This is a genomic window from Methanoregula boonei 6A8, assembly GCF_000017625.1.
Lineage (GTDB): Archaea > Halobacteriota > Methanomicrobia > Methanomicrobiales > Methanospirillaceae > Methanoregula > Methanoregula boonei.
Window position 1 is genome coordinate 2,002,986 of sequence record NC_009712.1, and the last position, 13,028, is coordinate 2,016,013.

13 protein-coding genes and 1 tRNA gene are annotated in these 13,028 nt (G+C 53.3%); 6 read left to right on the forward strand and 8 right to left on the reverse strand.

The genetic code is table 11. From position 1 onward, the window contains the following. Positions 1-86: 86 nt before the first annotated feature. Together MBOO_RS10085 and MBOO_RS10090 are read right to left on the reverse strand one after the other, a co-directional pair. A complete protein-coding gene (locus tag MBOO_RS10085; protein WP_012107507.1) occupies positions 87-716 on the reverse strand; it encodes a response regulator in 630 nt (209 codons plus the stop codon). Then, positions 716-1,075, reverse strand: coding sequence for a roadblock/LC7 domain-containing protein (locus MBOO_RS10090; RefSeq protein WP_012107508.1), 360 nt, complete (start codon positions 1,073-1,075; stop codon positions 716-718). Before MBOO_RS10090 ends, MBOO_RS10085 begins: the two co-directional genes overlap by 1 nt. A gap of 473 nt (positions 1,076-1,548) precedes the next feature. On the opposite strand from MBOO_RS10090, the gene MBOO_RS10100 reads away from it, so the two are divergent. The 4 genes from MBOO_RS10100 to MBOO_RS10115 all read left to right on the forward strand — a co-directional run bounded on the left by MBOO_RS10100 (position 1,549) and on the right by MBOO_RS10115 (position 3,933). Then, positions 1,549-1,728 (forward strand): hypothetical protein, encoded by a 180-nt coding sequence (locus MBOO_RS10100; RefSeq protein ID WP_012107509.1) that lies wholly within the window; start codon positions 1,549-1,551, stop codon positions 1,726-1,728. A gap of 84 nt (positions 1,729-1,812) precedes the next feature. Then, a tRNA-Pro gene (locus MBOO_RS10105) sits at positions 1,813-1,886 on the forward strand. A 34-nt stretch (positions 1,887-1,920) separates the two neighbouring features. After that, positions 1,921-2,775, forward strand: coding sequence for a damage-control phosphatase ARMT1 family protein (locus MBOO_RS10110; protein ID WP_012107510.1), 855 nt, complete (start codon positions 1,921-1,923; stop codon positions 2,773-2,775). Positions 2,776-2,877: 102 nt separating this feature from the next. Beyond that, positions 2,878-3,933: a 6-phosphofructokinase gene (locus MBOO_RS10115; RefSeq protein WP_012107511.1), complete on the forward strand. Its 1,056-nt coding sequence runs from the start codon at positions 2,878-2,880 to the stop codon at positions 3,931-3,933. A gap of 39 nt (positions 3,934-3,972) precedes the next feature. Here the strand turns inward: MBOO_RS10115 and MBOO_RS10120 are convergent, their stop codons facing one another. Continuing rightward, on the reverse strand, positions 3,973-5,271 hold the full coding sequence (locus MBOO_RS10120) for a site-2 protease family protein (RefSeq protein ID WP_012107512.1): 1,299 nt from the start codon (positions 5,269-5,271) through the stop codon (positions 3,973-3,975). Positions 5,272-5,360: 89 nt separating this feature from the next. Further along, positions 5,361-6,002, reverse strand: coding sequence for a ribonuclease HII (gene rnhB / locus MBOO_RS10125; RefSeq protein WP_012107513.1), 642 nt, complete (start codon positions 6,000-6,002; stop codon positions 5,361-5,363). Between the two features lie 54 nt (positions 6,003-6,056). Here rnhB and MBOO_RS10130 point away from each other — a divergent pair, with 54 nt between their 5' ends. Then, positions 6,057-6,725, forward strand: a complete 669-nt coding sequence (locus MBOO_RS10130) for a potassium channel family protein (RefSeq protein WP_012107514.1) — start codon at positions 6,057-6,059, stop codon at positions 6,723-6,725. Here the strand turns inward: MBOO_RS10130 and MBOO_RS10135 are convergent. Then, entirely contained in the window at positions 6,714-7,910 is a 1,197-nt protein-coding gene (locus tag MBOO_RS10135) for an NAD(P)/FAD-dependent oxidoreductase (protein ID WP_012107515.1), read from the reverse strand. The genes MBOO_RS10130 and MBOO_RS10135 overlap by 12 nt on opposite strands. After that, positions 7,900-8,076, reverse strand: a complete 177-nt coding sequence (locus MBOO_RS10140; protein ID WP_012107516.1) for a 4Fe-4S binding protein — start codon at positions 8,074-8,076, stop codon at positions 7,900-7,902. Before MBOO_RS10140 ends, MBOO_RS10135 begins: the two co-directional genes overlap by 11 nt. Before the next feature lie 267 nt (positions 8,077-8,343). Here MBOO_RS10140 and glnA point away from each other — a divergent pair, with 267 nt between their 5' ends. Continuing rightward, positions 8,344-9,819: a type I glutamate--ammonia ligase gene (gene glnA / locus MBOO_RS10145; RefSeq protein WP_012107517.1), complete on the forward strand. Its 1,476-nt coding sequence runs from the start codon at positions 8,344-8,346 to the stop codon at positions 9,817-9,819. A gap of 490 nt (positions 9,820-10,309) precedes the next feature. Here glnA and MBOO_RS10150 read toward each other — a convergent pair whose 3' ends face one another. Continuing rightward, positions 10,310-11,500 (reverse strand): endonuclease Q family protein, encoded by a 1,191-nt coding sequence (locus MBOO_RS10150; RefSeq protein WP_012107518.1) that lies wholly within the window; start codon positions 11,498-11,500, stop codon positions 10,310-10,312. Between the two features lie 24 nt (positions 11,501-11,524). Then, entirely contained in the window at positions 11,525-12,910 is a 1,386-nt protein-coding gene (locus MBOO_RS13195) for a response regulator (RefSeq protein WP_012107519.1), read from the reverse strand. Positions 12,911-13,028: the final 118 nt, after the last annotated feature.

Sequence of the window (13,028 nt, forward strand, 5' to 3'; positions counted from 1 at the left end):
TCAGTGCCATCCTATTCATTCTTAACGATCGCTGTTTTTCGGAGGAGGATAAGAGATCCCGTTTTTTTTTTAAAAAAACGGTATTCTTACTGGATTCTTCCGGCCAGTTCTCCTTTGATCTGCTGGAGCCGTGCTTCCTGGAACTTGATATTGGTGTCCATATTTTTGAGGGCACGAGAGATGTCATCGCTGATCCGGACTTTTGAGTCATTGAAATTGTAGGTCGTTTCGAGAATCTTCATTAACCGTTTGTTCACATCAATGCTCTTTGAGAGCAGGGCGTATTCGTTCACAACATCGAAATCGACCCCGGACTGCCGGGCCCGGTCCATATCGGACCTGATCGTCTGGCGCCGGCCAAGTACATGCTCAATGGCATCATAGAGCTCACGATGGGTGATGGGTTTGAGTACATAATCTTCGATGAAGATTCCATACTCCTCCGCTTCTGTCGGAGTCAGCTGTTTTGCCGTGAGCATCAGCACCGGAATATCTTTTGTGGCCGGGTTTTCCTTGATCTTTTCTAAGGTCTCCCACCCGTCCATCGGTTCCATCATGATATCCAGAAGGATGAGATCCGGGGTCACGGTCTTGAGGATTCCCAAACACTCCTCGCCGCCATATGCAGCCACGGTGCGGTATCCCCCCCGTTCAAGCATCGTGACAAAAACATCAACGATAAAGGGACTGTCATCTACCACAAGAATTGTGTACATTACATCACCTGCCCGATCTCTGCGGCAACGGCATGGATCTGGGAGCTTGTTTCTTCCTTTTGTGCATCACCCTTCAGGAGCGCTGCGATAAGGAAATGATCACCGGCACCCATGATAAGCATGGATGAGTCAGCCCCCAATACAGAGACTGTCCCAAGAGATTTCATGCCAACGAGGTTCCCCGCAGATTCTGATGAAGCAAGGATAGTGGCAGCGAGTGCACCAAACCAGGGTTCGTTGAGATCACGGTCAAAATATTTCCCGGCAATAATGCCGTCGCGCGATACGAGGGCGCATGAGGTTACCCCGTCGACAGCCCGGATTTTTTCAATAAATGCCGCAATCTTGTCTTTTAACATGCCCATGGCTCCAGTGATGCATTATTCGCTGTATGTCATAATAACAGATGGCACCTTATATACATATCTTTTTTATTTCAGGCGCATTTTCCACGTTCCGGAGAAAGTTACACGGTTCCGGGGGATTGCCGGAGCCGCGATCCTTTTGCGCCTGATAATTAATTATGCAGTAGGAGAAGAAAAAATCATGTATCTTTTTCCCCACCGCTGAACAGATATGAAGAGAGAAAAAATTTCCGGTGACGCAATGACAAGGGCGGATTTACCTTTTTTCGCGCACAACCGTAAAATGGAAATTCTTGCATAGAGAAAGGATAAAAATAAAGCTAAAAAGAAAAATGGTGTATTGGTTTCTGCCCGATTGAAAACAGGTGTATGCAGCAGAGTCCGGAGAAAAAGTGTTCGGATGAGAGATATACCAGAATCCGGGTGGATCAGACTTCGTACGGGGTGATAGGGTGTTAGAGAGTTACATGGTGGTTTTATTTGGTGCGGTGATCGTTGTCCAACAGTTCATCATGTACCTGATGTACGTCAGGATCCGTCAGCTCCTCACCGAGATCAATGCAATTGAAGGAAAGATGAAGATCACCGATACGGAAATCGACAGCCTGATCCAGAAAGTTGAGGAGTTCAAGCGTAGCAGCCTCTGATCCCCCTTTGCACATTTTCCTTTCTGATTCTCCCGTTTTCGGATAACAAGATACATATGGGATATGTGCGAATACTATGACCGCGGGGCCATAGGGTAGCCTGGCCATCCTAGGAGACTGGGGGTCTTCTGACTCGCGTTCAAATCGCGATGGCCCCATTTTCAATTGTTTCGTTTTTCGTGGTGATGACCCGTGAAGATTACGGACTCCTGCATTGACTGCCTGATCTCGCGGGTGGCGCTCGAATGCAGGCTTGTCGGAGCTGACCCTCAAGTTACACGGCAGACCATGGAATCGTGCCGCGATCTGCTGTTTTCCTTAAAAGATCAGCCGCTCACGCACCCGCAGATCGCAAGCAGGATCCATCTGCATGCGTACCAGCTGCTCAGTACTACAGATCCGTTCCGCGAGCTCAAAGCCCAGGGAAATGCTGAGGCGATCCGGGTCTGCAGAGAGGTCCGGCCAACATTTTCTACATTCCGGGACTTTGTGCTCGCTTCGGTGATTGGAAACATATTTGATTACGGGGTCAGGGGGCACATCGTTACGGATGATTTCTCCTCATTTTTCCGGCAGGAATTTGAAAAAGGGCTTGCAGTCGATGATACCGACCGGATCCTGCCGCTGACACAACGGGTGGTGTACCTCAGCGATAACTGCGGGGAGATCGTTTTTGACCGGCTCCTGATCCAGTACCTGAAATCCCGCGGTGCACATGTTACGCTTGCGGTAAAAGCCCTACCGGCACTCAATGATGCGACCCTTGATGATGCACAGATGCTCGGCCTTGACCGGATCGTCGATTGCCTAACAACAAATGGCACGATCCCCGAGATCGGGCTCTCTCCTGAAGAGGCACCCCCGGAACTCAAGAGTGCGCTTTCGCACTGCACACTGGTCATTGCAAAAGGGATGGCGAACTTTGAATCCCTTTTCGAACGCAGCGAACTGCCCCCGGTTGCGTACCTGATGGCAGCAAAATGTCAGCCTGTTGCGCAGGAGGCCGGCGTACCGGTTGGGGCAAAAATTGCAATGCTCCGCGAATAACCGAGCGGCTTTTCTGTACGGGCACAAACACCCGGGATCGTGCAATCATACAAAATATCATTACGTCCCTTTGCAAAATGCACATACCAGGACGGCTGACACATGGCATTCACAGGAAAAATCGGCGTGCTGACTGGTGGCGGAGACTGTCCGGGTCTCAATGCGGCGATCCGTGCGGTGGTGCGCAGCGGAATTGCACACGGGTATGAGGTAATCGGAATCCGGAACGGCTGGCAGGGTCTCATTGCCAACGATATTTTCCCGCTTTCGGATCATCTGGTTTCCGGGATTATCTCGTGGGGAGGAACAATCCTTGGTACGTCCCGTACCGATCCGGTGAAAAATCCTGACGATATCGCAGCCCTCAAACGGGCGCTGGACGAGCAGGGCATCGGAGCTCTCGTGGTGATCGGGGGCAACGGAACCCTCAGTGCAGCAAAAGAGGTGGCAGAAAAGGGCGTCCACCTTGTGGGGATCCCAAAAACCATCGATAACGATGTCTTTGGGACTGATGTCACTATCGGGTTCGATACTGCAGTAGCAATTGTGACTGAGGCGATCGACAGGCTCCACACAACCGCGGAATCCCATCACCGGATTATGATACTGGAAGTGATGGGACGCCGGTCCGGCCGGCTCGCGCTCGCGGCCGGGATGGCCGGGGGTGCCGACCAAATCCTGGTACCGGAGATCCAGGTACTCATGAATGAAGTCTGTTCGTCCCTTGAGGCACGGTCCCGGGTCGGGAAAAAATTCTCGATTGTGGTTGTGGCAGAAGGGACCCGGCACGAAGATATTGCCGGAACTGTGGTCCCGGCATGTGACAGGGATGAATGTGGCCATGAAAAGTTTGTCGGGATTGGCAATTTCCTGGGAAAGGAGCTGGAGCGGCGTCTGTCCATCGAGACCCGGGTCACGGTGCTCGGCCATGTGCAGCGCGGGGGAAGCCCAACTGCACATGACCGGATCCTTGCTACACGGCTTGGGATCGCAGCGGTAGAGCAAATCCACACGGGCAGTTTTGGCTGCATGGTCGGGATGCAGGAGGGCCGGATCGTCCAGGTACCTCTGGAGTCCGTAGCTGGCCGGTCCCAGGGAGTCGATCCCAAGGTATACGAAGAGGCAATGAACGTGGCAGGAATCACGGAGCACAAGTGAACTGAAGCAGCCCCCATATCACGTTATAATCAGCAGCATTCACATGTGCAGCAGGTACGGCAGCAGGATAAGAGAGATAAGAACCACGATCATCACGTAGCTGACAGCTCCGACCACGTAACCGGAATATTTAATGAGCCCGCGCCGGTCGAGCAGCCGATCGACGCCTTCCTTGAAGATGTACCCCCCATCGAGCGGGATCATTGGGATTGCGTTGAAGATCCCCACGTTGATGTTGATCCATGCACACCAGAAGAGGAGGTGGATCGCGTCCCAGAATCCGGCAAACGGCACCTGGTAATACGAAGTATCAGGGGAATCAAAGGCAAGGATACGCAGGTACTGCATCCCATCGCTTGTCGTAAAGGGGACAATCAAAAATTCGAAGAACCCTACCGGCGAGAGCATGGATCCGATCGCAGACTTGACGGTGGGTCCGTCATAGTACTCAACACCCATAAACCCGCTGGTCTGGCCGGTGTTATCACCGACAGGCCACGTGGCGAGCGTGAGCCGGTAGTCTGACGATACCCCCCCCTTTTCGGCTGTGAGAGTGATCGTATCCCCGGGTTTTGTCGTATTGAGGATCGATGCAACATCAGCCCGGCTTGCCACCGGTACCCCGTTGATCGCGGTCACCACGGCCCCTTGCGGCAGGCTGGCATTGTCAGCAGGATAGCCTTGGTAGATCCCATGGACCACCGGCTGGGTGGAAGGAACGACCAGCCCGAAAAGCAGGATCATGAGAACAAAGCAGGAAAAGCCGATCACCAGGTTATTGGTGATCCCGGCCCCAAACATCCGCACCTTGGGCATACCTTTTGTCTTTTCCAGTTCCTCCTCATCAGGTTCTACAAAGAAACCAATAGGGATGACGGCAAGCAGGACTCCCATGCCCTTGACCTTGATATTCTCTACGCGGCAGAGGATGGCATGGCCGAATTCGTGGACTACGATCGTCAAAAAGAAAGCAAACCAGACCGCAAACGTCGAGGGGACATAATCATTTATCCCCGGAAGCAGGAGAATATTCTGTGGTTCATAAATCCCGGTCGGTTCGGGCCGGACCATAAGCGTGTACCGTATGGAGAGTAAGAGCATTACGGTCATGAAGACCGAGACAATAACCACTGCAATAACGCCGACTGTGCCATAGATCCTGAAAAATGACCGCAGTGCAGTAAACCGGTCAAAGAACTGCACCCGGCGGGTCTTGATCGCCATGATCGGACCATAGAAGACAATATGATCGGTCCAGAGCCCATTCCGGTGCACGATATACGCCACAACGGCGTAGATCGCAACCAAGGCGATCAGGATCAACAGCCAGTCCATCATACCTTATGGTCTGGACAACCACATTAAGGCAATGGTGGGGACTACAGTCCCCCGAGGTTGTTTTTGTTATCCCCTGAAAAAATCCGGCCCTAAAAAAAAGAAGTAAGACTGCTCTGGGTTTTTTTTGCAAGCAGGGTACTTACCGTCTTCCAGCTTTTACGGGCGATTGGAGGAGGGATCCGGTGCTCGTCAATATACGCGTTGAGATAGGCAATCGTCTCGGGATCGGAGGGATAGCCACTCCCGATCTGCCCGTATTTTTTCGCGAGCTTTGCAATTTCCCGGTCGCGGGTGACCTTTGCTACGATGCTTGCCGCGGAAACCACCGGGTAGGTACTATCCGCATGATGCTCTGAAACGATCTCGCATGGCGAGGAAAGATATCCCCGGACGGTCTCTGCGTACCGGAATGGATTCACATCGCAGGCATCGACATACGCAATCTCCGGCGCAAGCTGGGCAATAACCACTGCGTGGGCCCGGGCAACACAGGTATTCAGGGTCATTTCGCGCCGGAATGCGTCTATTTCCGCCGCAGATATCACTACTGTTGCAACCTTGCACTTTTTTTTGATCAGTACAAATAGACGCTCCCGTTCTGAGGGAGATAGTTGTTTGGAGTCCCGAAGTCCAAAGCCGTCGATCATCTCTGTGGATCCTACACCCACTCCCGCGATCACCATCGGCCCCAGCACCGATCCTTTTCCGGCCTCGTCCACCCCGCAGATCACATAGAGTGATTTCTGCGCAAATTATTTCAATGGAGATGATGGTAACCGGTAGGCATGTACATCATCATCGTGGGGCTTGGCGGAATCGGGCGAAGTCTGGTCAGGCAGGCGGTCGAACACGGCAACAACGTGGTTGTCATCGACCAGGACGAGGCCCGGTGCAGCGAAATCCTGGAGCACTACGATATCCTGGCAATCACCGGTAACGCCACCGACAAGTCAACACTTGAGGAAGCTGGTATCGATCGGACTGATGCATTTGTGGCCACCACAAGCGATGATGCCGTCAATCTGATGACTTGCTGGCTTGCAAAAAGATTTCATGTCCCAAACGTGGTAGCAATCGTCAACCAGCCAGCCCATTCGGAATTCTTCAAAGAGGTAGGAGTCCGGATCAGCGAGAACCCGGACGACCTGGTGGCCTCGCGTCTCTATTACTGGACCGAGAACCCGAAACTCCAGCAGCTGGCCTCCATTCCCGGCGGATCGATCTTCGAGATCATGGCAGAAGAGAATGCTCCTATAGTGGGTCATGAGATCCGCGAGCTCAAGGTTAAGGACTTTGTCTTTATCGCGATCCGGCGGGCCGGCGGTGCGCTTATTATCCCTAGCGGCAATGTCCGGATCCAGCCCGGCGATGTCTTTACGGTTTTTACCAAAAAAGAGGCAGAGGAAGACTGCCTGCGGCTCCTCAACAAACAGTTAAAAAAATCAGCGGATTGATGCGGCAAGCGCCCCGAGTTCCACAAGCAGCTTGGGATTTGCCTTCAATAACTCTTTTATCAGTGTGAGCGTGGAGAACTCCTTGAGGTCCAGCTTCGAAACCGAATGAATGATGGTGTTGAGTTTCTCATCGGGCTGCTTAATCAGGTATTCCTTTATATGATAATTGCGCTCGATGCTCTTACCCATCTTGGAGGCCCGCCACTCCCGATCGTAGATCATCAGGGCTTTTTTCGAAAGATCCCCTTTGGCAATGCAATCCGCCGCGACCTCTGCCGCGAGTTTGCCGGTATACATTGCGTTATAGATGCCACCACCCGTGAGCGGATCCACAACCCGTGCCGCATCACCTACCAGCATCAGGTGATCAGCGACCGTGCACTCCAGAGGTCTGCAGACCGAGACACCACCTACAATACATTCGATGGTCTTGCCGTGCGGGAACTTTTGTTTCACAAACTTGTCGAGATAGTCTTTTGCCCGGTGCCCTTTGCCACTCTTCCTTCCTGAAATACCTATACCCACATTTGCAGCCCGTTTTCCTTTCGGGAAGACCCAGAGGTATCCTTCAGGGGCCACCTCGTTACCGAGATAAAAAATCGTGGCGCCGGGATTGATGTCGATATCGGTCATGACATACTGTACCGAGCTCATGATTTCGCGCACCGGTACTGTCGTGTCAATCCCGCACCACTTGCCAAACTTTGATTCAACGCCATCAGCGGCGATCACGACATCCGCCGTGACTTTGCTGGAGCTCCCGCAATAGTCAAGCACTGCCCCCTTGAGCCTTCCCTCGCTCATAATCGGGGAAGAAGCCCGGGTCTTGACATAGACATCGGCACCGGCATCGGCCGCCTGCCAGACCAGTTCCCGGTCAAAGACCTTGCGGTCGAGAATGTACCCGACTTTCCCCCCGGCCATGGAGGATTCAAGGGTCATCTCAAAACCATCAGGGGCGACAATGCCCGCGCCGGTCATCTCCGCTGAGATCCAGCGGGGATTGGGCGGGATAAACTCGGCAAGGGCTTCTTTACCGATGCCTTCAGCACAACGGACAGGGGCACCGATCGCGGGGCGCTTTTCCACCAGGCAGACCGAGAGCCCTTTTTGTGCTGCAGTCCGTGCTGCAAGGGCCCCGGCAGGACCACCACCGATAATCAGCACATCGTACTTACTTTTCATGGACGACCTCCAGCGCACCTAACGGACAGACCTTGGCGCAGATACCGCAGCTTGTACAGTTCTCCTCAACAGAAAGGTATGCATCGATCAGTTCCAGCGCACCTTCGGGGCAGACTGACACACAGCAACCACAATACCCGCAGATATCCCTGTGTACATTGAGCATTGATCGAATATGTTGGAGGCCGGTTTCATTAATCTTTACGCAAAAAACCGGGAAAGACGAAATGATTTCCTCCTCCAGGGTGTAACACCCATGACCAAAGACCGGGAATATCTGACCGTGGAGATATCGGGTATAGAGGACTTATGTTTAAATATTATTAGTAGGAAATACTCTTCCTGTTGCCAGCAGATGCGCGTCCGTGGATTTCATGAGGGTTTGGGATCCGCATTCGTACGTACATGACTGCCGGTATGAACAGGTGACCAAATGGTTCAAAAGAGCAAGGATACCACGATTCCGAGCGTTACAAAAGATCAGATCAGCTCGATCAATTCCCTTATCAAAAAGAAGGAGATCAAGATCGTTGATTTCAAATTCAATGATCTGCCGGGCCTCTGGCAGCATTTCTCCATCCCGGCCCACGAACTTGTCAAGGAGTCCGACCCTCATGCCGGCATCTGGGCAGAAGGAATCGGGTTTGATGGTTCGTCGATTAGGGGATTCCAGAAGATCCAGGAGTCAGACATGGTCCTGTACCTGGATCCCTCAACCGCAGTCACGGATCCGGTCTGCGAGGTTCCCACGCTTTCCATCATTTGTAATGTCTTTGATCCGATAAACAAAGAGGCATATACCCGTGATCCAAGATACATTGCCCAGAAGGCGGAGCAGTACCTCAAGTCCACCGGCATTGCAGAGGAAAGTTTCTGGGGACCGGAATACGAGTTTTTCCTCTTTGACAATGTGAGATACTCCCAGACAGTTAACGAGGGATTCTACTCGGTAGACTCAGTAGAGGGCATCTGGAACTCAGGACGCGACGAACAGCCCAACCTTGGATACAAAATACGGCACAAGGAAGGCTATTTCCCGGTCCCGCCGCATGACTCTCTCCAGGATGTCAGGAGCCATATTATCAACAAGATGATCGAGACCGGCATTCCGGTAGAAGTGCACCACCACGAGGTGGCAACCGCAGGACAAAATGAGATCGATATACGGTACAACTCGCTTGTCAAGCAGGCGGACAACTGCCTGATGTACAAATACATCGTCAAGAACATGGCCCAGCAGTTCGGCATGGTTGCAACCTTCATGCCCAAGCCCCTCTTTGGCGACAACGGATCCGGCATGCACACCCACCAGTCGATCTGGAAGGGCGGAAAGAACCTGTTCTTCGATCCGAAGGGCTACGGTATGATCAGTCAGACCGCAAAGTACTACATCGGTGGGCTCCTTAAGCACGCAAATGCGCTAATGGCCTTCTGCGCCCCGTCAACCAATTCCTACAAGCGTCTCGTGCCGGGCTACGAAGCCCCGGTCAACCTTGTGTACTCGCTCAGGAACCGGTCGGCAGCAGTCAGGATCCCGATGTACTCGGAAAACCCCAAGACGAAAAGAATTGAATTCCGTCCCCCGGACCCGACATGCAACCCGTATCTTTCATTCTCAGCACTCCTGATGGCAGGTATTGACGGGATCAAGAAGAAGATCGACCCGGGTCAGCCGTTCGAAGGAAACACCTATGAGCTCGACGGCAAGGCAGCAAAGAAGCTCCCAACCGTTCCCGGATCGCTCGAACAGGCCATCGATGCACTGGAGGCAGACCACAAGTTCCTGCTCGAAGGTGGTGTGTTCACGCAGGATGTTATCGAGGCTTGGATCGAGATCAAGCGTGCAGAGATCGATGCTGTCCGTCTCCGCCCCCACCCGTGGGAGTTCCAGCTCTACTTCGACGTATAATTTTCTCACCTTTTTTTATAGGTTGCGATGTTGCGCTACTGGATTTTTAACTTAATTATCATAGTGCGCCATACCGGGCAATGCTGATTACCAGCAACACTACAACCTTGTGCATCACGCACAGCTCTTGAAGGATGGGAGAATCCCCCGCACGACCAATACGAGGGGGAGAGGGTGATCCCCCCTTATAAAAAATAAGGACCGGGGGGTGAGGGGCACCCCCCTCCCGATTGTGTGGGAAAATCGACATTTTCAGGAATGAAACTTCAGTCTGCCAAAGCACCATTTCCTTAAAGATAAAGGGAGTGAACCACCCTCTTGTAAAAACAATGGAGGGGGGGGTAGGGGGTACCCCCCCCGCGTAGCACAAAAATGTGGCGGACCGGCCATGTCCTTTGCGCAGGCAGGGTACCTGGCCGGTTAAAAAAATCCCGGGCCCGACCTCACCCACATGACCAATGCCGTACGATAGAAGCGGGAAAAGAAAAATTCACCTCAGCGAGAACGTTCCGTACTTCCCCCCGCCACCGGGATGGAGGACAACCCGGTTTTCCCGCAGTGCCGAGATTGCTTCCGCGACACCGGGGTGGACCGCCTGAATCTCGGCAAGGGGAATATCGACCAGAAGGGCAATCTCGTTTTCAAACGTCCCGATAAACGAGGCATAAATCTCCTTACATTTCTTTGTATTCGGTGAAGAAGCGCCTTCGACAGTCTGGATGATCTGGGCAAGCGGCAGCACATGGAGGTACGGCGGCCGGGGTCGGGCGGTTCCTCCCCGTGAGAGTTCCCTTGCCCGGTCAGATACCCCTTTCTTGATGAGCCCGCCATCTACGGGACATTTCCAGTTGTGCCCGATCGCCTCCTCAAGGGAGTACTGCGTGTAGCAGCGGGTGCAGGCAGTCCGGTTGTACTTCCCTTCCTCGGGAAAAAAGCCGGCATTCATGGCAACATCCCCGACCCGTATCATCGCGATCACGTCTTTTGCGGTACGGCCGGTCAGATTGAACCGGTTGAACTCCCGCCCGAGCTTATCCGGTGTCGGGCTGTGGGCATCAGAGTTGGTGAGGAACGGCAGATTATAGAGATCCGGGATGGCAGCCCCGTACGAGCTGTCCGCAGAAAGGCCAAGCTCCACAAAATCAATCGGCTCGCCCCCGTAACAGGCAGGAACGCTATCGAAGTATGCATACATTGCCGTCCACGGGGTAAATGCATGGGCCGGGCCTATAAGCGCGCCAACATCGTGGGCATGCCGGGCAATATCCTCCCCACTCAGGTATACGTGCGGTCGCCCGCTCGAAAGAAAACTCTTGGTGGTTCCGGCCAGCAGCTCCCGAAGCTGATCGAATTGGGCGGGTTCCTGCGCAAGGATTACGTGGTGGACACGCTTTTTGTCCTCGACTTCTGCCTGAGGAACGATAATAATGCCAGCATCGTTCTCAAGGAAAGGTTCCCACCCGGCAAGCCAGTCAGGCTGGAGTGCGTCACCAGTGCCGAGCACCTGGATGCCCTTGGTCACGCACCCTTTGATCAACGCCTCCGGCTGCATGAATCGGGAAACCGCAATCGAGTACGGCGAATGGATGTGCAGGTCGGCAGTGGCAAGCATGAGTATACCTTTCCGGATTACGCCGTACAGGGATATAAGGAGGACCCGTGTTTTCAGCCCCCCTTCCATAAAACAACTATTTAGCCGGCCCCTTTACAGGAACTCGTTGCGCTTCCGCGGAACGGGTGTATCCTTCTTCCAGAGTTTAATGTCCCGGGCCCGGTCAAAATAGAACTTAGATTCCTCGGGTTTTCCCAGTTCCTTTAAGCAGATGCCGATATGGTTCCAGGAATCCATGTTGTTTGGCAGGCTATTAACCACCATCTTGAAGGTTTCCACTGCCGCTTCGATATACCGGTTGTTCATCTGCATTACCCCCATCTGTTCGAGCGTTTCGCCAAGCTCGTACAGGATCTCGGGATTCTGAGGGGAGAGTTCCACAGCACGCAGGAACGATTTGAGCGCCTCATCATAATCGCCCAGCGCCCGTATACAGATCCCCCGGTCATTCCAGACATGGGGAAGTTTGGGGTCGATCTCGATCGCCCGCTCGAACGCCTCGATCGCCCCGCGGTAATTCCGGTTGCGGGCATACAGGACTACTCCCTCTTTGTACTGCCCCATTGCCCGGCCAAGGATACGGTCGATGAAACCCCCGCTGCCCGAGGGCTGAGCCTCGCCGTTTGCAGCTGCCGGAGAAGTCCCGGCTTCCGATTCCTCCTCGATACTGACATCACGGAATGTAGTGGTGACATCGCGGACAATGCAGGCCGCAGCAACGAACTCCCCGTGGTTGTCAAAGAGTGGGGTTGCCTTCATCCAGAGCGTCCATTCCGTCCCATCCGGTTTCCGCGCCCGGGTTACCGCCACGACCGGCCCGTTCTTCTCCCTGCTGATGACCATGTACCGGGCTTTGCGGATGTTCTCATCAGAGGAAAAAACAAAATCGATGAGCATCTTCTGGCGTTTGCCAAAAAATGGCTCTGCATAAAGGTAATTGCCCTTTTCCATCACCGCGTGCGATGGCATGCCGGTCAGCTGTTCCATGGCCCGGTTCCATACCAGCACGTTCCCATCCGGATCAATGGCAAAACCGGCATCAAGGGAAAAATTGAGCAGGTCGAAAACAATCTTTCTGGCAAGACCTTTTGCCTTTCCCATGAAGCGCTGGTCAACCGCATGCCGGATCATCCGCTGGAGCTCGATAAACGGCATCTCCAGATTCTCGCCCTTTTTTAAGAAGAAATTGGCTCCATTATTGAGCGCAGAGATCGCTGCATTTTCCCGCCCGACACCGGTGAATATGATGACCGGCGTGACAATTCCCTTGCCCCGGATAATTTTCAGGAACTCAATACCGTTAATCTCGGGCAGATCGTAATCAAGAACGATGGCGTCGAAACTATTCTTATCAAGCAGTTCGAGGGCTTCCCGTGCTGAAATGACCGGTCGGACAGTGATCTCGTGCGATCTCTCCAGTACCTGCCGGGTAACATCCAGAATCGCCGGATCATCATCAACCATCATCACGGAAAGCATGCTGCCTGCACCTGCGCTCGTATATTCGCGCAATATATAATCAGGTCAGCATGGGCTTATAAAATACGCGCATGCAGATTGCTGCTCCGATCAGGATCTACCGGGCTACCGCGTACAA